At 70.1% G+C, this 19,850-nt stretch carries 17 protein-coding genes and 1 tRNA gene; 4 read left to right on the forward strand and 14 right to left on the reverse strand.

From position 1 onward, the window contains the following. Window positions 1-162 precede the first annotated feature (162 nt). Together Pka01_RS18960 and tmpA are read left to right on the forward strand one after the other, a co-directional pair. Complete coding sequence (locus Pka01_RS18960; protein WP_203884123.1) at window positions 163-705, forward strand: hypothetical protein; 543 nt, start codon at window positions 163-165, stop codon at window positions 703-705. Window positions 706-862: 157 nt separating this feature from the next. Beyond that, window positions 863-2,518, forward strand: coding sequence for a 2-trimethylaminoethylphosphonate dioxygenase (tmpA, locus tag Pka01_RS18965; protein ID WP_203884124.1), 1,656 nt, complete (start codon window positions 863-865; stop codon window positions 2,516-2,518). Window positions 2,519-2,525: 7 nt separating this feature from the next. Here the strand turns inward: tmpA and Pka01_RS18970 are convergent, their stop codons facing one another. Together Pka01_RS18970 and Pka01_RS18975 are read right to left on the reverse strand one after the other, a co-directional pair. Beyond that, window positions 2,526-3,311 (reverse strand): GntR family transcriptional regulator, encoded by a 786-nt coding sequence (locus Pka01_RS18970; RefSeq protein WP_203884125.1) that lies wholly within the window; start codon window positions 3,309-3,311, stop codon window positions 2,526-2,528. A 183-nt stretch (window positions 3,312-3,494) separates the two neighbouring features. Then, a tRNA-Ala gene (locus Pka01_RS18975) sits at window positions 3,495-3,567 on the reverse strand. Between the two features lie 105 nt (window positions 3,568-3,672). Between Pka01_RS18975 and Pka01_RS18980 the strand changes: the two genes are divergently transcribed. Continuing rightward, window positions 3,673-4,587, forward strand: coding sequence for an RNA polymerase sigma-70 factor (locus Pka01_RS18980; protein WP_203884126.1), 915 nt, complete (start codon window positions 3,673-3,675; stop codon window positions 4,585-4,587). Window positions 4,588-4,656: 69 nt separating this feature from the next. Here the strand turns inward: Pka01_RS18980 and yjfF are convergent, their stop codons facing one another. From yjfF to Pka01_RS19040, 12 genes are all read right to left on the reverse strand, one after another. Further along, window positions 4,657-5,646 (reverse strand): galactofuranose ABC transporter, permease protein YjfF, encoded by a 990-nt coding sequence (yjfF, locus tag Pka01_RS18985; RefSeq protein ID WP_203884127.1) that lies wholly within the window; start codon window positions 5,644-5,646, stop codon window positions 4,657-4,659. Then, a complete protein-coding gene (locus Pka01_RS18990) occupies window positions 5,643-6,695 on the reverse strand; it encodes an ABC transporter permease (RefSeq protein WP_203884128.1) in 1,053 nt (350 codons plus the stop codon). Before Pka01_RS18990 ends, yjfF begins: the two co-directional genes overlap by 4 nt. Continuing rightward, entirely contained in the window at window positions 6,692-8,203 is a 1,512-nt protein-coding gene (locus tag Pka01_RS18995; RefSeq protein ID WP_239115114.1) for a sugar ABC transporter ATP-binding protein, read from the reverse strand. The genes Pka01_RS18990 and Pka01_RS18995 overlap by 4 nt, the downstream gene beginning before the upstream one ends. Before the next feature lie 83 nt (window positions 8,204-8,286). Then, the gene (locus tag Pka01_RS19000; RefSeq protein WP_203884129.1) at window positions 8,287-9,261 is read right to left on the reverse strand and encodes an ABC transporter substrate-binding protein; all 975 of its coding nucleotides are present in this window, start codon (window positions 9,259-9,261) and stop codon (window positions 8,287-8,289) included. 166 nt (window positions 9,262-9,427) lie between these two features. Next, window positions 9,428-10,465 (reverse strand): LacI family DNA-binding transcriptional regulator, encoded by a 1,038-nt coding sequence (locus tag Pka01_RS19005; protein ID WP_203884130.1) that lies wholly within the window; start codon window positions 10,463-10,465, stop codon window positions 9,428-9,430. Between the two features lie 289 nt (window positions 10,466-10,754). Beyond that, window positions 10,755-11,636, reverse strand: a complete 882-nt coding sequence (locus Pka01_RS19010; RefSeq protein WP_203884131.1) for a DMT family transporter — start codon at window positions 11,634-11,636, stop codon at window positions 10,755-10,757. A 256-nt stretch (window positions 11,637-11,892) separates the two neighbouring features. Beyond that, window positions 11,893-12,642 carry a dienelactone hydrolase family protein gene (locus tag Pka01_RS19015; protein WP_203884132.1) on the reverse strand — a complete coding sequence of 250 codons (750 nt, stop codon included), beginning with the start codon at window positions 12,640-12,642 and terminating at the stop codon, window positions 11,893-11,895. Window positions 12,643-12,823: 181 nt separating this feature from the next. Beyond that, complete coding sequence (locus Pka01_RS19020) at window positions 12,824-12,985, reverse strand: hypothetical protein (protein ID WP_239115115.1); 162 nt, start codon at window positions 12,983-12,985, stop codon at window positions 12,824-12,826. A gap of 286 nt (window positions 12,986-13,271) precedes the next feature. Then, window positions 13,272-14,648 carry a CynX/NimT family MFS transporter gene (locus tag Pka01_RS19025; RefSeq protein WP_203884133.1) on the reverse strand — a complete coding sequence of 459 codons (1,377 nt, stop codon included), beginning with the start codon at window positions 14,646-14,648 and terminating at the stop codon, window positions 13,272-13,274. A gap of 123 nt (window positions 14,649-14,771) precedes the next feature. Beyond that, window positions 14,772-15,167, reverse strand: a complete 396-nt coding sequence (locus Pka01_RS19030) for a hypothetical protein (protein WP_203884134.1) — start codon at window positions 15,165-15,167, stop codon at window positions 14,772-14,774. After that, window positions 15,164-15,550: a hypothetical protein gene (locus tag Pka01_RS19035; protein WP_308442252.1), complete on the reverse strand. Its 387-nt coding sequence runs from the start codon at window positions 15,548-15,550 to the stop codon at window positions 15,164-15,166. The genes Pka01_RS19030 and Pka01_RS19035 overlap by 4 nt, the downstream gene beginning before the upstream one ends. A gap of 73 nt (window positions 15,551-15,623) precedes the next feature. Then, on the reverse strand, window positions 15,624-16,718 hold the full coding sequence (locus Pka01_RS19040; RefSeq protein WP_239115116.1) for a carboxylate-amine ligase: 1,095 nt from the start codon (window positions 16,716-16,718) through the stop codon (window positions 15,624-15,626). A gap of 112 nt (window positions 16,719-16,830) precedes the next feature. Here Pka01_RS19040 and Pka01_RS19045 point away from each other — a divergent pair, with 112 nt between their 5' ends. Then, on the forward strand, window positions 16,831-19,833 hold the full coding sequence (locus Pka01_RS19045) for a glycosyl hydrolase 2 galactose-binding domain-containing protein (RefSeq protein WP_203884135.1): 3,003 nt from the start codon (window positions 16,831-16,833) through the stop codon (window positions 19,831-19,833). Window positions 19,834-19,850: the final 17 nt, after the last annotated feature.

A 19,850-nucleotide genomic window follows, 5' to 3' on the forward strand; every position in this document is an offset into this window, starting at 1 on the left:
GGCGTGCCCCTGCCGGCGTGCTCCTGCCGGCGTGCTCCGGGCGCCCGCGGGGAGCACCCGTGGAACCAGGGCTCCGGCCAGGGTCCTCCCCTGGGGACCGCGGGAGGCCCGGCGCACGAGAGTGATCGGAGTATCCGAGCCTCGAAGGGAATTCGCACTCTCATGTCCGTCCTGCTGCGCATCTACCTCGTCCGCGGCCTCGTCGCGATCGCCTGGGCCGTGGGCTTCTCGGCCGTCCACGACTCCATGTCCGCCGCGTCGGTCGTCCTGCTCGTCGCCTATCCGCTGATCGACGTGGTGGCCTCACTGCTCGACGTGCGGGAGGATCCCGGCACCCCGGCCCGGACGCTCCAGGTGTTCAACACCGCGCTCAGCGCCCTGGCGGCCGTGGCGCTGGGCCTCGCGGCGGCCGGCGGCGACGCGGCGGTCCTGTTCGCGTTCGGCGTCTGGGCCGTCGTCTCCGGCGTGGCCCAGTTCACGGTCGCCGTACGGCGGCGCGGTCCCGAACTGGGCCTGCAGTGGCCGATGTTGATCGCCGGCGCTCTTTCGGTGATCGCGGGTTCGACGTACTTCGTCCAGGCCGCGGGCGAGAACCCGAGCCTCGCCCCGCTCGTCACCTACACGGCCGCGGGCGGCACGTTCTTCGTCCTCCAGGCCGCGGCGCTCGCCTGGCGCCGACGCCGGACCCGCCACGTCACGGCCTGACCCGCCGCGACCCGCACATCGAGGAACGGCGGATCGGCACCCGCCTTCCCCTGAACACGACAGCGTGGGTTCACCGCGTGGTCCTCCTCGACTCGCCTGCCGGACACCAAGGTGGGCATAAGTTGGCTATACAACTTTCCCGCCTCTGGAGGACACCATGCCGGACCTGCCGATTTCCGCGCCCCCCGCGACCGACCCCGCCGCCCTCGTCGCGGGGCCGCCTCCGGCATGGCTGCGGGACAACTGCCCGTGCGCCGAGTGCCGTGATCCGCGCAGCGGGCAGAAGTTCTTTCAGATCACCGACCTGCCGGCCGGCCTCGCCGTCGGCGCCGTGACCGCGCGGCAGGTCCACGGCGCGGATGCGGTGGAGGTGATCTGGTCTCCGGACGGCCACCGCTCGGTCTACGCCGTCGAGTGGCTGACCGCCGGACCGGCCGACCCGGACCAGGGGGACCACCGCAACGAGGCCGGCAAGCAACTGTGGGAAGCCGCGGACCTGGGGGTACTGCCGGAGGCGGACTGGCCGGCCTATCTGTCAGCGGACGGGGAGCGTGCGCGGGTGCTTGTGGCCGTGCAGCAGCTCGGCTTCGCCCTGCTGCGTTCAGTGCCGGCCGAGGAGGGCCAGGTCCTGGCCGTGGCCCGGTCCTTCGGCTTCGTCCGTGAGACCAACTACGGCGAGCTCTTCGACGTCCGGGTGGAGCCCGCTCCGGACAACCTCGCCTTCTCCTCGCTGGCCATCGCCCCGCACACCGACAACCCGTACCGCGACCCGGTGCCGACCATCCAGCTGCTGCACTGCCTCAGGAACGCTGCCGAGGGCGGCGACTCCGGGCTCGTCGACGGGTTCCACGCCGCTGCGCTGCTGCGCGAAGAGGACCCCGAGGCGTTCGCCGTGCTGACCCGCACCCCCGTGCCCTTCGGTTACCGCGACGCCCGCGCCGAACTGACGGCACACCGCCCGCTGATCGACCTCGACCCGATGGGCCGCATCCGCGAGGTACGGTTCAACAACCGGTCGATGGGCACCCTGCGCCTTCCCGCCCGCGAACTCGAGGCCTTCTACGCGGCCTACCGCACCTTCGCCGAGTTGCTGCTGCGTCCCGAACTGCAGCTGACGTTCCGTCTGGGGCCGGGCGACTGCCTGATCTTCGACAACACGCGGCTGCTGCACGCACGCACCGCCTTCGAGCAGGCGGGAGCCCGGCACCTGCAGGGCGCCTACGCCGACCTCGACGGGCTGGCGAGCACCTTGGCGGTGCTGCGGCGTACCGCCGTCCTCGATGAGCTCGCCGAGCTCTTCCACGGCCCGGGTTCGGCCGACTACCTGGGTGAGGTGGTCACCGTGGCCGAGCACATGCTGCAGGCGGGCGCGCTTGCGGAGGCCGCGGGCGCTCCCGCGCACCTGGTGGCGGCCGCGCTCCTGCACGACGTCGGCCACTTCTCAGGGCCGGTCAGCGGGCACGACCTGATGGCGGGCACCGACAACCGGCACAGCCACACCGGTGCCGACCTGCTCGCCCGGTGGTTCGGTCCGGAGGTCACCGAGCCGGTGCGGTTGCACGTCGCCGCGAAGCGTTACCTGTGCGCGGTCGAGCCCGGCTACCGGGCGCTGCTGTCTGAGGCGTCGGAGTACACCCTTCAGGTGCAGGGTGGCCCCATGAACGAGCAGGAGGCCGCGGCGTTCGCCGCCCTGCCCGGCGCGGCCGACGCTGTCGCGGTCCGACGCTGGGACGACGAGGCCAAGGAGACCGACGCGGCGACCCCGGACTTCGAGCACTTCCGGCCGCTGCTCGCCTCGCTGCTGCGCCGCTGACCGCTCGTCAGCGGGCCGGGCCGGCGCGGTGCAGGCGCGAGAGGGCGGAGGCGGCGATGGAGTTGTGCACCGTGAAGGCGACGGTGCCCGGCAGGTAACGGTCCTCGGACCACTCCAGAGGCCGCCCCGCCGGATCGGTCGTGTGACGGCGTTCGCGCAGCAGCGCGGCGCCTTCGGCACATCCCAGCAGCCGGGCGTCGTCGGCGTCCGCGTAGGCCAGGTCGATGGTGTGGTCGGCGTCGGCGAACACGATGCCGTGCTCGAGCAGCTGCTCGGTGTAGGACACCTCGTTCGCGGGCAGCTCGGCCACGAGTTCGCCGACCCAGACCGGGTAAACGGTCCGCTCGATCATCACCGGCCGGCCGGACAGAGTGCGCACCCGCCGCGCCGCGTACACGTCGGCGCCCGGTTCCAGGCGCAACTGCTCGCGCTCCTGGCCGTCCGCGGGGCGGGCCACCATGGAATCCAGGACGGCGCCGGGTTCTTCGCCTATCGACCGCGCCCAGTTGGTGAAGCTCAGCAGTTCGGAGAAACTCTGCACCGGCGCGGTGCCGAGCACCACGCGCCGGGTGCCGCGCCGGGAGGTCACGAGGCCGTTCGAGCGCAGCAACGCCAGGGCCTGCCGGATCGTGCCCCTGGAGACCCCGTAATGCTCGGCGAGGGCCGCCTCGGCGGGCAGCTTGCCGCCCGAGCCGTACGACCCGGCCGCTATGGCGTCGCGCAGATCCGCGGCCACCCGGCGATACAGCACGCCGTCGTCCGTGCCCCGCCGCGTCCCGTCACGGTCTGTCATCCGGTCTCCTGCCGACTCTGGCGGCGCTTGCGCGAGCAGCCGTCCGGCGACTCTATCCGCCGTCGGCATGCCCGCCGAGGGGGCCCGCATCGGGGCCACCGGGGATCATCGTCCGGCCGAAAGAAGAAAGGACCTGCGGGAAGCCACCCAGTGGGTGGTTTCCCGCAGGTCCTCTGTCACGAGTGGAGCTATGGGGACTCGAACCCCAGACCCCCTCCATGCCATGGAGGTGCGCTACCAGCTGCGCTATAGCCCCTTGCGACGAGTGAAACTCTACAGGACTCCGCGCGGGACCGGGTAATCGAACGGGGCTCGCGAAGCCGATGTCACGCCCGGGTCCGTGTGATACGCATGTCCTCATATGACCGCAGAACGGTTCAACGAGCACCGCGACCTCATGATCGGTGTGGCCTACCGGATCCTCGGCAGCGCCGCCGACGCCGAGGACGTGGTCCAGGAGGCGTGGCTGCGCTGGTCGGAGATCGACCCGGCGGAGGTCGGCAACCCGAGGGCGTATCTCGTCCGGGTGACGACCAACCTCGCGATCGACCGGCTCCGCAAGGTCAAATCGCTGCGGGAGACCTATGTCGGCCCGTGGCTGCCCGAGCCGATCATCACGGCGCCGGACGTGGCCGAGCAGGCCGAGGTGGCCGACAGTGTGGAACTGGCCCTCCTGGTCGTGCTGGAGACGTTGTCACCCCTCGAACGTGCCGTCTTCGTGCTGAGAGAGGCGTTCGGGTTCTCCCACGCCGAGATCGCCGAGATGATCGGCCGGGGCGAGCCCGCCGTACGGCAGCTGGCGAGGCGGGCGCGCGACCACGTGCGCGAGCGGCGGCCGCGTTTCGACGTGGACCGGGCGCGGCGCCGTGAGGTGACCGAGCGGTTCATCGGGGCCGCCACCGGCGGCGACCTGGACGGCCTCATGGCGATGCTGGCGGCGGAGGTCACGCTGGTCGGCGATGGAGGAGGCAAGGCGAGGGCGCCGCTGCGGATCCTCGAGGGCTCCCGCAACGTCGCCGCCTTCCTCGCCGCCATCGCGACCGAGGACGGCGTCATCCGGTTCCTCCAGTCGATCGGCGCCCCGCTCACCGCGGACATCGACATGGAGATCACCGACGTGAACGGCGGGCCGGGCGTCGTCCTGAGCGCGGAAGGCCGTGTGATCACGGTCATCTCCCTCGTGATCAGCGGAGGACTGATCGAGACCGTCTACCTCATCGCCAACCCCGACAAGATCGCCCGCCTGTCCGGACCGCCCGCGGACGAGGAGGCCTGAGGGACGCACCCCGGCCTCCCCGCACCGGCGCTCCCCTGATCGAGATCGGCGCCGGTGCGGGGGCAGGGGTCAGCGCCTGGTCCTCGACGAGCCCAGCAGGCGCTGCAGCAGGATGAACAGCAGGAGCAGGACGCCGATCGCGATCCGCGTCCACCACGAGCTCAGCGTGCCCTGGAACCTGAGGATGGTCTGGATGGTCCCGAGCAGCATGACGCCCAGCACGGTGCCGACCACATAGCCGGAGCCGCCGGTGAGCAGGGTGCCGCCGATGACCACTGCCGCGATGGCGTCCAGTTCCGTCCCCACCTCGTGCAGCCCGCTCGCGGAGATCGTGTAGAAGGCGAACAGGATGCCGCCGAGCGCGGAGCACAGACCGCTGACCATGTACGCGCGGATCCTGGTCCGGGCCACCGGCAACCCCATTAGCAGCGCCGACTGGTCGTTGCCGCCGATGGCGTACACCGCCCTGCCGAAGCGCGTGTAGTGCAACGTCCAGAAAGCGGCGGCGAACACGACCAGCCCGATGAGCACCGTCGGTGTGACGTTCGTCTCCTCCCCGAGCGGGATCCGCGTCTGCGCCCACTCGGTGAAGAACGGGTGCGTGATCGAGATCTGGTCGACGCTGATGACGAAGCACAGGCCGCGGGCGAGGAACATCCCGGCCAGCGTCGCGATGAACGGCTGGATCTCGAAATGGTGGATGACGTAGCCCATCCCGAACCCGAACCCGACTCCCACCAGGAGTACCAGCGGCAGCACGACGGCCACCGGCCAGTGCCACTGTCCGAGCAGGAAGGCGCACAACATGCCCGACAGCGCCGCCACCGCGCCCACCGACAGGTCGATCCCACCGGTGAGGATGACGAACGTCATACCGATCGCGATGACGAGCAGGAAGCCGTTGTCGATGAACAGGTCGACCACGACCTGGGCGGACCCGAACGCCGGGTACACGATCGAACCGGCCGCGAACATGGCGACCAGCAGCCCGAAGGTGACCAGGACGGCGGCGTGCTCCCGCCGGATCCGGACGGGGCCCTTCAAACCGAGCGTGGTCATGCGTTCACCTCCACGTCCGCCGCGGCGGGTGCGGCCGGCGGAGGAGCCTCGGGCCTGGCCCTGCGGCGGAACACCTTCGCCCGGAAGGCCGGCGACTGGATCAGGCAGACGATCGCCACGACGACCGCCTTGAACACGAGCGTCACCTGCGAGGGGACGCCGGTGGTGTAGATCGTGGTGGACAAGGTCTGGATGACCAACGCGCCCAGGATGGTGCCCGCCAGGGTGAAGCGGCCGCCGGTCAGCGCCGTGCCGCCGATCACCACCGCGAGGATCGCGTCCAGTTCCATCCACAGCCCGGCGTTGTTGCCGTCCGCCGTGGAGATGTTGGAGCTGATCATGAGCCCGGCGATGCCCGCGCACAACCCGCAGAAGGTGTACGCCAGGACGATGAGCCGCCGGGAGCGGATCCCGACCAGCCGGGACGCCTCCGCGTTGCCGCCGATCGCCTCCAGCAGCATGCCGAGGGCGGTCCGCCGTACGGCGAGGCCGGTCAGGGCGACCACCACGGCCACGACGATGACGGCGAACGGCAGCGTCAGCCAGTAGCCGCCCCCGATCAGCTTGTACGGCGGGCTGTTGACGTTGATGTTCTTCCCCGACGTGATCAGCTGGGCGACCCCGCGCCCCGCGACCATGAGGATCAGCGTCGCGATGATGGGCTGGAGTCCGACGCGCGCCACCAGCAGCCCGTTCCAGAATCCGAGCACCGCGGACAGCGCCAGCGCGAGCGCGACGGCGACCAGCACCCCGGTGACGGCGCCCTGGTCCTGCTGACCGCTGATGAGGTAGCAGGCGAGTGCCCCCGAGATCGCCACCACCGCGCCGACCGACAGGTCGATCCCGCCGGTGGCGATCACGACGGTCATTCCCAGCGCGATGAGCATGAGGGGCGAGCCGAGCAGCAGGATGTCCACCAGGCTGCCGTAGAGGTGACCGTTCCTCACCTGGACGGAGAAGAACCCCGGGGTGACGACGACGTTGGCCAGCAGCATGACGACCAGCACGGCGGCCGGCCAGAAGAGACGGTGCCCGGTGACTGCCTTCATGATGTCGTTCCGTTCGCGATGATCTCCAGGATCCCCTCGGGCGTGACGGAGCCGGTGTCGCCGATCTCGGCGATCAGGCGACGGTCGCGGAGGATTTCGATCTTGTGACTGATCCGCAGGACCTCCTCGAGCTCCGCGGAGACGAACAGGACGGCGACGCCGTCCTCCGCCAGTGAGACGACGAGTTTCTGGATCTCGGCCTTGGCGCCGACGTCGATGCCCCGGGTCGGCTCGTCGAGGATGAGCAGCTTCGGCTGGGTGATGAGCCAGCGGGCGAGCAGCACCTTCTGCTGGTTGCCGCCGCTGAGGTTGCGGGCCGGCATGTCCGGATCGGCCGGGGTGATCCTGAGCGCGGTCATGTAGCGCCCGACCAGCTCCTGGCGCCTGGCCTGCGACAGAGGCCGCAGCCAGCCGTTGGCGGCCTGCAACGCGAGCACGATGTTCTCACCGACGGTCAGGTCCTCGATGAGTCCCTCGCTCTTGCGGTTCTCCGGGCAGAACGCGACGCCATGCTGGATCGCGGCGTTCGGACTCCGCAGCGGCACGGACGCACCGCCGAGGGCGACCGTGCCGGAGTCGGCGAGGTCCGCGCCGAACATCAGCCGCGCCGCCTCCGTACGGCCCGAGCCCAGCAGCCCGGCGAGACCGACCACCTCACCGGGATGGATCTCCAGGTCGAACGGCGCGATCGCACCCCTGCGGCCGACGCCGTCGGCCTTGAGCACGGGCTCGGCCTGGACGCGGGCCGTCTCGTCGCGGACGTGCAGCTGCTCGAGCGTACTGAGCGTCCGGCCGGTCATGTGGCCGACGAGGTCGATCCGGCTGAGCCGCGCGGTCTCGTACTCCCCGACCAGGGCGCCGTTGCGCAGCACGGTCATCCGGTCGCTCACCTCGTAGACCTGGTCGAGGAAGTGCGAGACGAACAAAATCGCCACTCCGTCGTCGCGGAGCCTGCGCATGACCGTGAACAGCTGCTCGACCTCGTCGCGGTCCAGGCTGGACGTGGGCTCGTCCAGGATCAGCACCTTCGCCGAGATGTCGACCGCGCGGACGATCGCCACGAGTTGCTGGATGGCCAGGGAACACGTGCCGAGCCGCGCACCCGGGTCGACGTCCACGCCGAACCGGGTGAGCAGCTCGGCCGCCCGGCGGCGGATCTCACGCCATCGGATCGCGCCGGCCTTCGACGGCTCACGGCCGATGAAGACGTTCTCCGCCACGGTCAGGTTCGGGCAGAGGTTCACCTCCTGGTAGACGGTGCTGATGCCGAGGCTCTGCGCGTGCTGCGGGCCGGTGACCGTGACCCGCTCACCGCCGAGCCGCACCTCCCCCGCGTCCGCGGAGTGCACCCCGGTCAGCACCTTGATGAGGGTGGACTTCCCGGCCCCGTTCTCGCCCATCAGGGCGTGGATCTCTCCGGGAAACAGCCGGAAGTCGACATCGGCCAGCGCCCGCACTCCCGGAAATCCCTTGCTGACGCCGATCATCTCCAGCACGGCTCCGGGCATGCTGGGGCTCCTCTCAGAGAGAAGGCGAGGGGCCCCGTCCCCTCGCGCCTGGTCTCAGTGGTCGTGTCTGAGTGGGTCGTATCTCAGTACTTGCGGCTCGGCAATGCCTCGGCGGCCTGCTCCTGGGTGAAGGTGGTCTCCTTCGTGATGATCCGCTTCTCCACCGGCTGGCCGGCCTTGATCTGCTTCACGATCTCCATGAGCTGGTCGCCGAGCAGCGGGCTGCACTCCGCGATGAAGTTGATCTTGCCGTCGGCCAGCGCCTGCATGCCGTCCTTGACCGCGTCGATCGTGACGATCTTGATGTCCACTCCCGGCTTCTTGCCGGCCTCCTCGATCGCCTGGATGGCACCGAGGCCCATGTCGTCGTTGTGCGCGAACAGCAGGTCGATCTTGGGGTTGGCCTTGAGGATCGCCGTCATGACCTCCTTGCCGTCGGCCCGGGTGAAGTCGCCGCTCTGCGAGGCGATCACCTTGAGGTTCGGGTTCGACGCGATCTTGGCCTCGAAGCCCTTCTTGCGGTCGATGGCGGGCGCCGACCCGACCGAGCCCTCGAGCTGGACGATGTTCACCGGCCCGGTGGCGTCCTTGTACTCGTTGAGGACCCAGTCGCCGACCGCCTCGCCCTCCTTGACGAAGTCGGAGCCGAGGAAGGACACGTACAGCGAGGCGTCGGAGTCGACGGCCCGGTCGGTGAGCACGACGGGGATCTTGGCCGCCTGCGCCTCCTTGAGCACCGCGTCCCAGCCAGTGACGACGACCGGCGAGAACGCGATGACGTCGACCTTCTGCTGGATGTAGGACCGGATCGTGGCGATCTGGTTCTCCTGCTTCTGCTGCGCGTCGGAGAACTTGAGGTCGATCCCCGCGGTCGACGCCGATTCCTTGATCGACTTGGTGTTCGCCTCGCGCCAGCCGCTCTCGGAGCCGACCTGCGAGAAGCCCAGCGTGATCTTCCCGTCGTCTGCGGTGGTGGTCCCGCCGGATCCGCTACCGCACGCGGTGACGACGAAGGCCAGGGCGGCGCTGAGCAGCACTGCCGGCAGCTTCCTTCTCATTACTCTCTCCTTGCTTCTTCTCAGGGGGGTGGTGGAGGAGTACGTCGCTCCAGCCGTCCTCCACGGGTCGGGGACTCGTGGAGCGGATGGTCGACTCGATCTAGCATTTGGTTGTGTTTGCGTTAACATTCATGGCCGTGCGCGTCCCCGGGCACGGGCCACGTTTTCAACCGGGAGGGCTCACACCCGCGCTCTCCCGGACGACGAGCTCGGGCTCGACCTTGAGCCTGCGCTCTCCCAGGACGCCGTCGATCCGGTCGAGCACGAGCTGGAAGGCCAGCCGGCCGACCGTGGCGAAGTCCTGGCGGACCGTGGTCAGCGGCGGCCAGAAGTAGGCCGCCTCCGGGATGTCGTCGAACCCGACCACGCTGACATCCTCGGGAACCCTTCGCCCCGCCTCCCTCAGGGCTCTGAGCAGTCCCATGGCCATCTGGTCGTTGGCCGCGAACACGGCGGTCAGATCGTCCTCAAGGGCGAGGCGACGGCCGAGTTCGTGGCCCGAGCGCGCGGACCAGTCCCCGACCAGAGGCTCGCGGACCTCACGGCCCTCGGCCTCCAGCACCGACCGCCATCCGGCGACGCGCGCGTTGGCGTCCACCCAGTTGGCCGGGCCGGACAGATGCCACACCGTCCGGTGACCGAGACTGAGAAGATGGCGAGTCGCCCGTGCCGCCCCCGCGTGCTGGTCGACCATGACCACGGGAAAGGGCACTCCGTCCCCCGCGTCGACCGCGACCGCGGGCAGGTCCGGCGGCAGGTGCCGCAGCCCGTCGGTCGCGGACTCGTGCGGGGCGACGATGATGACGCCGTCCACCGACTGGGAGGTGAGCCGGCCGACGCCCTCCGCGATCGACTTGCGGTTGAGCGCGTCCAGACTCGCGATGCTGACCGAGTACTCGTTCTGCCTCGCCGCCCGCTCGATCGCGTAGAGCGTGGACGCGGGGCCGTACTGGGTGGTGTCGAAGCTGACCACGCCCAGGACGCCCGACCTGCCGGTGACCAGGACCCGTGCCGCGGAGTTGGGCCGGTAGCCCAGCTCCTGCACGGCGGCCAGGACGCGCGCCCTGGTTTCCGGCCGCACCTTCTCCGGCGCGTTGAGCACCCGTGAAACCGTCATCGCCGAAACACCGGCGAGTTCGGCCACGTCCTCCATCACGGCCACTTTCGGCCGATGGGGGATGTCTCCACGCTGCGGAGTCGTCATGCGTCGTCCCTTCTCGGTTTCCCGAGTGTTTGCGATAACACTCATCCCCGTCAAGGACACAATTCGGTTAACCGCACGACCTGCGCAGTGACGAATTCGGCCCGGCCATAAATCGACGAATTCTGAGGTGATTAACGTGATAGCGCAAACAGAAACCTTTTCGGTGGAGTGCCGGTGAACGGCCGGGCGAACGCTCGAATCGGAAACGCCGGCCCGGCGGCCGCCGCCCGCCCGGCCGCCTTTCGGCGACAGGACCGCACAGCGACCGCCGGGCAGCGGTCGATTCAATTCACCGGGCCCTTCCGCCGACCTGCGCCCGGGCCAGGACCACGACGGAGGCGAGCAGCAGCGCGCCGCCCGCGACCTGGCCGGGGCCGGGCCGCTCCCCCAGTGCCACCACGCCGATCACAGCCGCGACCAGCGGCTCCAGCAGCACGACCACCGAGGCGGTCGTCGCGCCGACCCGGGTCAGTCCCGAGAAGAACAGCGCGTAGGCCAACGCGGTCGGCACCGCACCGAGATAGGCCAGCACCGGCACGTCCGCATGGGACGGCACCAGCCCGGAGACTGCCGCCACGGGGAGCAGGCACAGGGCGCCGGCGGAGAACCCGCCCACCGCCCGGCCGTACGGGTCGGCCGCCGACGCCCTGGCGAGCAGCGTGGTCGCGGCGTAGGACACGGCCGACAGCAGCGCCCAGGCGATCCCCCCGAGGGAGAATGTCCCGTCGCCGCCTGTCATCAGGAGCAGTCCACCCACCGACAGGACGATGGCGATCCCCTCGGCCCGGCCCAGCGACTCCCGCAGGAACACGCGGCCGCCGAGCGCGACCAGCACGGGCGTGGCCCCCATGGTGATCATCGTGGCGAGCGCGACGCCGGTCTCGGCGATCGAGGCGAAGTACGCCACCTGGCACACCGCCATGAGCGGGCCCGCGAGTGCGGCCTCCCGCCAGCCGGTACGGCCCGCCCGCGGCCGGAGGCGGCCCAGCCGCCGGACGGCGACGAGCAGCGCCGCGCCGATGGCGAACCGCCAGAAGGACACGGCCGCCGGGCCGAGGTCGCCGGTGCGGGTGAGGAGTGCCCCCGCGGCGCCTCCCGTCCCCCAGGCGATCGCGGCGACGAGGACATAACTGAAACCCTGCCGTTCGGACAGGGTGTGAACGCGCGTCATCGTGACGTCTCTCTCTGCTGAGTGGTCGATCAGGCCCGGAAGCGGGCAGAGACCACCGGCCCGGCCGTTTCCGGCCCGGCTCGTGAGAGGGAGTCCGCCCGCTAGGACGCGGGCGGAGGAGAGACGATCAATCGCATGCCCGGACTCTAACAGCCCGTGCGGTCTGGAGAGATTCCGATATCGGCGAAGGGCGCCTACCCTGGCAGGTGGTCGCCCGAGGCGAGGTCAGGTCGCCTCGGGCGGCCACCCTCGGGCGTCAGGACCGCTCGTCGAGGAACGCGAGGATCCGCCGCCAGGCGTCGGCCGAGGCGCCGGCGAACTCCTCGTTCCCCATCTCGAAGAACCCGTGCGGCGCCCCGGGGTAGGTCACGAAATCATGGGGCACACCGGCGCTCTCGAGCGCGTGGCCGAAGGCGTCCACGACCGCCGGAGGGATGCCCTCGTCGCCGCCTCCGAACATGCCGAGGACAGGCGCGGTGAAACCGGAAGCGAGCTGGGTCGGGCCCGCCGCGCCGAACAACTCGTCGGGATAGCCGTACAGCCCGACGACACCGGCCAGGCCGAACCGCTCGAGCGCGGTCGTGAACGCGAACCGGCCGCCCAGGCAGAAGCCGAGCGAAACGACGGCCGCGCACCCGCGCGAGCGGAGCCAGGTGACACCCGCCGTGAAGTCGTCGTAGAGGACGTCCCTGGTGAGCTTGCCGAGATGGTCCATGAACGGGAACTCGGGCTCGCGATCCTCCAGCCGGGACGTCCGGGAGAAGTAGTCGATCGCGACGGCCGGATGGCCGTGCTCGGCGAGGCGGAGGGAAAGCTGCTCGTAGAACCCGGAAAGACCGCGGTTGTCAGGAAGGACGAGCACTCCCACTCCGGACGGGCCGCCGGGCACGGCGTGGAAGGCGGCGACCTCGGTCCCGTCGGCCGAGGGCAGCGTGACGCGTCCCGAGGAGAGGACGACGGCCGACGACGCGGGCACAGGCGGCACGGCGTCTGCTTCGTAACACACAGGCGAATTCCCTTTCTCTGGGATATACGCCGTGATGCTACTCATCACAAAAGGATTATTTTCCTATCATAACATCCAAAGATAAATTTCCGGCTACTTGTGGATATATATCGAAAAACACCGGTACGGCGTGCGCCCATCGCGGGCGCGCGCCGAAACCGGGCCGCTGTCCAGACGGCTCTCATGACCCTGTGCGCAACGCCATCCATTCGACTACGCCGGTCGAGTAACCGGTTCTTGAGGCGATGCTCAACCGCAGCCGCGTGGTGTTCACCGAGGTGAACGTCGTGACGTTGTAGGTGTTGCCCGCGACGCCGCACGCCGACTGACCGGGCACCGCCACGTAGGCGCTGCCGTTCCAGTACTGGACCTGACAGGTGTTTGCGATAACACGCTTTACATGCCTTCGGTACGGCCCGCACTCCGCTGTAGCGGTGCGGGCCGTACCGAAGGGAATCGACGCGGCATCCGGGGGCCGCGGATTCACCGCGGCCCGGACGGGCGCGTCTGGGCGGGCAGGCCGTGATCGCCGGCCCTCGCCCCGGACGGTGGTCCCGTGAGGCTTGCGCCGCCCCCGCGGTGGCGCACGCCTCAATGCCCGGGATCACTCGATGGCTGACTCTCCGCGATCAGGCGGCGGAGACGGTGACGGGCGCGTCGTCCTCGTCCGGGGACGGCGAGCCGCCCGGAGCGCGGGACGGCGACGCGCCGGAGGCGTGCCCCTCGCCGTGGGACGGCGACGCGCCGGAAGCATCTGACGTCGAGGCGTCCGGAGTGGCCCGATGGGCGGCGTGCCTGCCACCGCGCGGGCGCTGCTCGTCCTCGACCGTCCGTTCGGCGCCCGCGTACCAGCCGGTGACGACCTGCCCGGCCACGACCACGAACAGCAGGGCGAACGGCACCGTCCACCCGCCGCTCACCTGGTGCAGGACGCCGAAGGCCAGCGGCCCGGCGCCCGCGATGAGGTAGCCGGTGCTCTGCCCGAACGCGGACAGCGCGCTGGTGGCCTCGGGCGTCCGGGTGCGCAGGGCGAGCATCGACAACGCCAGCGGGAACGTGCCCATCGCGACGGCCACGAGGAGCGACCAGACCCAGAGCGCGTGGCCCGTCATGAGGCCGGCGAATCCCGCCGCGTAGAGGACGGCGAAGCCGACCACGAGCGCGCGCTGGTTCCGCAGGCGCGTCGCCAGCGGGGGCACGACCAGAGAGATCGGGATGCCGAGGCCCGTGAAGACCGCCAGGACGGTTCCCGCCTGGCCCGCGGTGTAGCCGTTGTCCCGAAGGATCTCGGGCAGCCAGCCGAACATCACGTACGCGATGAGCGACTGCGACCCGAAGTAGCCGGCGATGGCCCAGGCCAGCCTGGTCCGGATGAGTTCGCCGGTTCCCGTGCGCGCGAGGGTGCGGGACCGCTCCGGCTCATTGCGCGACAGCGCAAGCCACGGAATGGCGGCGACAGCGGCCAAGGCCGCCCACACTCCCAGCGCGATGTGCCAGTTGCCGTCGGCCGCCCGCTGGATGGGCACGGTCGCCGCGGCGGCGACCATCGTTCCGACAGCGAGAGCCGTCGAGTAGACGGTCGTCATGGCACCCGCACGGCGGGGGAAATGCTGCTTGATGAGGGTCGGGATCACCACGTTGCCGATGGCGCCGCCGGACAGCGCGACCACGCTCGCGGCCAGGAACACCGGGGTGTTGCCCACCATTGCGCGGACGGCGAGGCCGACCCCGAGCAGGGCGAGCGCGACCAGCAGGAGCCGGCGTTCGCCCATGATCCGCGACAGCGCGGGGGTAAGGCCCCCGAAGACGGCGAAGGACAACACCGGCAGCGTGGTGAGCAGGCCCGTCGCCACCCCCGACATGCCAAGGCTCTCGCTGACCTGGTCGAGGACCGGTCCCACGCTGGTCACGGCCGTCCGCAGGTTGAGCGCCGCCAGGGCGATCCCCGCTGCGATCAGCCAGGCCATCGACCTGTTGCCTTGTCTGTGTGCGGCGACGGCACTCATGCCGGTGTTCACTCCCGTTAGCTGCGATCGTCCAGTCATCCCACGTTTCGACAACCGTATCAGCGGCGTTATTCCTCACCACGGCGGGGTGGGTGGCCGGCCCTGCGAACGGAGGGCGACGACCTAGGAAACGGGACGGCGGCGCAGCAGCCAGATCAGCCCGAAAACCGGCAACACGAGAGGCACGAATCCGTAGCCGCTGCCGTAGCCGGACCACACGGTCGCGTCGGGGAACGCCCGGGAGTCCACGAGGCTCAGCGTCCCGACGATCAGTACGCCGGCCAGCTCGATCGCGCACGCGACCAGCGCCAGGCGGCGGTTGTTCCTGGCCAGCGCCACGGTCAGCACGATGTAGACGATCCCGGCGAAGGCAGAAAGCAGGTAGGCGAGCGGCGCCTCGGAGAACTTGGTGGCGATCTGCACGCCGGCGCGCGAGGTGGCCGCGAGGGCGAACACACCGTAGACCGCCACGAGCAGCCGTCCCGGCCCCGACCTGACCTGCCGGTCACCCTGGGTCATGCCGCCCCGTTCCAGATCTGCATCAGCCTGCCGATCATGACGGCGACGGTGAAACCGGCCACCGCGATGACGCCGGGCCCCCAGCGCGTGCGCTCGGCCATCCCCCACCAGACGGCGGCGGGCGGGATGACCAGCGTCCCGGCCAGGTAGCCGATGAAGGTGGCCTTCTCCCGCACGTGATCCATCCCGGCCAGAGCGATGCCCGCCTGAACCAGCAACGCCACCTCGAGCAGCGCGAGGCCCGCCAGCAGGACCACGCCCATGGACCGGTCACGGACGGCGGTGACGATTCCCGCCAGGGCGAGGAGCAGTGCGGCGGCGATGATCCAGCCCGAGTACGCGGCGGTCATCGCGCGCCCAAGGCCGGGAACGTCGGGGACCACGGGGACATGGCCAGTAGGGTATCGGCCCGGCCACGCCGTCCGTGACACAGGGCGACCGCCGGGCGGACCGCCGCTATGACCTGCGCGTCTCCTGGAGCAGGAGGTCGACGGCGTCCTCGGGCCTCCCGTCCCGGGCATGGGCGCCGCGCTGGCGCGAGGCCGAGCTGCCCCGGCGCAGCGCGGCGTCCGCGAGCTCCGACACGACCTCCCAGTCCCCCAGCTCCTCCAGCGCGGGCCGCAGATCGTCGAGCAGCCAGGTGATCAGCTTCGGGGCGCTCATGGGCCGGCTGTTCACCGGCGACAGCAGGTCGCCCTCGAGACCCGAGCGCGCCGCCCGCCAGTTCGCCGCCCGCAGGAGCGCGACTCGGCCCTCGCCCTTCTGGGGCTCGCCCTTCACCACGGACTCGCTCTCCCTGACGACCAGCGCCCGGAACAGTCCCGCGATCAGCACCACGTCGTCGACCAGGGGACACGAGTCGCAGACCCGCAACTCGACCGTCGGCACGTGGGCGCTGAGGCGGATGTCGAAATAGACCATGCCGACGTCCTCGATGACGCCGGAGGCGACCAGGTCCTCCGCGGCCTGGTCGTACTCCGCGGCGCTGCGGAAGGGCCCGACGGGCCCGGCCGTCGGCCACCGTTGCCAGGCCAGCGCCCGGCTGCTGGCATACCCACTGTCGGCGTCCTGCCAGTACGGCGAGCTCGCGCTCAGTGCCAGCAGCGCGGGAAGCCACGGCTCCACCCGCTGGACGGCGAGCACGGCCACGTCCCGGTCGTCGATCTCCACATGCACCTGGGCTCCGCAGATCAGCTGTTCCTGGGCGAGGAACTGGTAGGAGTCCGACAGGTACCGGAACCGCTCGCCCGGCGAGATGGTGAAGCCGTCCGTCCCGGCCAGCGGGGTCGTCCCCGACCCGATCACGCCGACCCCCAGCGGCTCGGCGGCCGCCGTGAGGGCGCCGCGCAGCCGTACGAGCTCGGCCCGCACGTCCATCAGGTCCTCGTACGGCGTGCTGTTGGTCTCCACGACCGAGCGCTGCAGCTCGGCGGCGAAGCCCTCCTCCGGCAGCTGGTCGAGCATGGCATGCGCCAGCGGGGTCAGCCGCCGGGATTCCAGGTCGACGACGAGGAACTCCTCTTCAACACCCACCGGTCTTCGCGACGTCATGCCAGGTCACTACCCAGGTCACAGGGATTACCCTTGACGCGATCATGAGCGCGTCCTACGATCTGGGCAAATTTGTTAATAACCCTTATTAACAAATGCTCAGGAGGATTCTGTGCGCCCCCGGACCCTGCTCCGATCACTCGCCGCGCTCGCCCTGACATTCGCCGGTCTCACGGCCGTGCCCGTCGCGCCCGCCTCCGCCTCACAGGCGGTCCCCCAGGCGATCGCCCTCCCCGGCTACAAGATCCAGTCATCGTCCATCACCCCGGACTCCGGCGCGGCGATCTCCTCGCCGGGCTACGCCGCCCCAGGCTGGTACGCCGCCGGACCCCGCTCGACCGTCTTCGCCGCTCTCGTCGCCGACGGCGTCTACCCCGACCCGTTCTACTCGACGAACATGAAGAACGTGCCGGCGTCGGACTTCACCGTGCCCTGGTGGTTCCGCTCGGACTTCACGGTCGGACCCGAGACCGGCCTGAGCACGTTCCTGGACTTCACCGGGCTGATATCGGGCGGCGACGTCTGGGTGAACGGGACGCAGGTGGCCGCCGGGCTCGCCGGGGCGTACACGCGCCACGAGATCGACGTGACCTCGCTGGTGCACCCCGGCACCAACTCGGTCGCCTTCAAGGTCAACCCCAACGACCCGAACAAGCAGCTGACGATCGGCTGGATCGACTGGGTGCAGAACCCGCCCGACCGGAACATGGGCATCTTCCGCGACGTCCTCGTCCGGCGCAGCGGCTCGGTCGCCCTGCGCGACGCCCACGTCGTGACCTCGCTCAACGGCGCGCTGAACCGGGCCGACCTGACGGTCAAGGTCGACGCGCGCAACGACTCCGCGTCCCCGGTCACCGCGAAGATCGCCGGCACAGCGGGCTCGCAGCGCTTCAGCCAGACCGTACGGCTCGCCGCCCATGAGACGAAGACGGTGTCCTTCCCGCTCACCGTGAAGCACCCGCGGATCTGGTGGCCGTACGGCATGGGCGGCCAGCCGCTCTACGACCTCGACGTGACCTCCACGGTGAAGGGCGCCGTGACGGACTCCTCCTCGTCGACGTACGGCATCCGCTCGGTCACCTCGTCGCTCGACGCGAGCGGCCACCGCCTCTACAAGATCAACGGCCGCCCGATCCTGATCCGCGGCGGCGGCTGGTCCTCGGACATCTTCCTGCGCTGGGACACGACGTACGTCCAGGACAAGCTGAAGTACGTCCGCGACATGGGCCTGAACACGATCCGGCTGGAGGGCCACCTCGAGTCGGACGAGCTGTTCGACATGGCCGACCGGATGGGCATCCTCGTCATGGCCGGCTGGGAGTGCTGCGACAAATGGGAGGGCCAGACCAACGGCGGCGAGTCGGGCGACCCGTGGACCGCGGCCGACTATCCGATCGCCAAGGCCTCCATGGCCGCGGAGGCGGCCCGGCTGCGCGACCACCCGAGCGTGTTCACCTTCCTCATCGGCAGCGACTTCGCGCCGAACGCCACGCAGGAGGCCGACTACCTCAGCGCACTCGACGCGGCCGACTGGAAGACGCCGGTCGTCGCGGCGGCCTCGGACAACTCCTCACCCCAACTGGGCGACTCCGGCATGAAGATGGAGGGGCCCTACGACTGGATCCCGCCGAACTACTGGTACGACAAGCGGCTCGGCGGCGCCGCGGGCTTCGCGTCCGAGGTCAGCGCGGGACCGGACATCCCCACGGTCGACTCGCTGAAGCGGATGCTCTCCCCCTCCGAGCAGGACACGCTCTGGCAGAACCTGACCGCCCCCCAGTACCACCGGTCGCCGTCGAGGACCTTCGACGACCTCACCTTGTTCAACAACGCCCTCGTCGGCCGGTACGGCGCGCCGTCGAGCCTCGACGACTACGTGCGCAAGGCCCAGCTCGCCCAGTACGAGAACGTCCGCGCGCAGTTCGAGGCGTTCGGCCGCAACTTCACCGACGCGTCCGACCCCTCGACGGGGGTCATCTACTGGATGCTGAACAGCGGCTGGAGCTCGCTCCACTGGCAGCTGTTCGACACCTACCTCGACCAGGGCGGCGCCTACTGGGGCACGCGGAAGGCCACGGCGCCGCTCCACGTGCAGTACTCCTACGACGACAAGTCCGTGGTCGTCGTCAACTCGACCCACACGCCCGCCGCGGGGCTGACCGTGAAGACCGACGTCTTCGCGCTCGACGGCACGAGTGAGTACAGCAACACGGCGACCGTCACCGCGCCCGCCGACGGCGGCCGGGTCACCGCTGTCACCGTGCCCGCGATCAGCGGCCTCCCGTCGACGTACCTGCTGCGCCTGACGCTCAGCGACGGCTCGGGCGAGATCGACAGGAACGTCTACTGGTTGTCGACCTCGAGCGACACGCTCGACTACGACGACAGCGACTGGTACTACACGCCGACCACGTCGTACGCGAACCTCACGGGGCTCACGAGCATGCCCCAGGCGCCGATCTCGGTGACCGCCGCGTCCGCCTCGGCGGGCACCGCGACGGTCACGGTGAAGAACACAGGCACGGGGAAGGTCCCCGCGTTCTACCTCGACGCCCACGTGGTCGACGCGTCCGGGACCCCGGTCCTGCCCGCCCAGTGGTCGGACAACGCGATCAGCCTCTGGCCGGGTGAGTCGAAGACGCTCACCGTCACATATCGGGGCTCCGCCGCGGGCGTCCGCGTCAGCGGATGGAACACCTCGACGCAGACGGTGACGTTCGGCGGGACGGGCCCGTCGAAGGTCTACCAGGCGGAGGACGCGCGGTTGTCGAAGGCGGGCGTCCTCACCGACCACACCGGGTACACCGGCTCCGGCTTCGTCGACTACGACAACAGGGCCAAGGGCTACGTGGAGTGGACCGTCGACGCCGCCGCGGCGGGATCCACACCGCTCACCGTCCGGTACGCCAACGGCACCACGGCGAACCACCCGATGGACATCTCCGTCAACGGCAAAGTGGTGGCCTCGAAGGTCGCCTTCAACGGCACCGGCGGCTGGGACACCTGGGCGGACCGGGTGGTCACGGCGAAGCTCAGGGCCGGGAAGAACACGGTGAGGGCCACCGCGACGTCAGGCCGCGGCGGGCCGAACGTCGACAAGATCACCGTCGGCTGAGAGACGGGCGTCCGGCA

Source organism: Planotetraspora kaengkrachanensis (assembly GCF_016862895.1).
Classification (GTDB): Bacteria; Actinomycetota; Actinomycetes; order Streptosporangiales; family Streptosporangiaceae; genus Planotetraspora; species Planotetraspora kaengkrachanensis.